1 rRNA gene is annotated in these 253 nt (G+C 52.6%); it reads right to left on the bottom strand.

Features of this window, described 5'->3' with window-relative positions:
* Positions 1–253 (bottom strand): 16S ribosomal RNA (locus ATB78_RS28060); the annotation flags it as partial.

Genomic DNA, 253 nt, shown 5'->3' with positions numbered 1-253 from the left:
ATCTGACTTAACAAACCACCTGCATGCGCTTTACGCCCAGTAATTCCGATTAACGCTCGCACCCTCCGTATTACCGCGGCTGCTGGCACGGAGTTAGCCGGTGCTTCTTCTGTCGCTAACGTCAAGTAATGCAGCTATTAACTACACTACCTTCCTCACGACTGAAAGTGCTTTACAACCCGAAGGCCTTCTTCACACACGCGGCATGGCTGCATCAGGCTTGCGCCCATTGTGCAATATTCCCCACTGCTGC

The organism is Vibrio sp. CUB2, assembly GCF_001557945.1.
Classification (GTDB): Bacteria; Pseudomonadota; Gammaproteobacteria; order Enterobacterales; family Vibrionaceae; genus Vibrio; species Vibrio owensii.
This window is presented reverse-complemented; position numbering and strand designations above follow the sequence as displayed.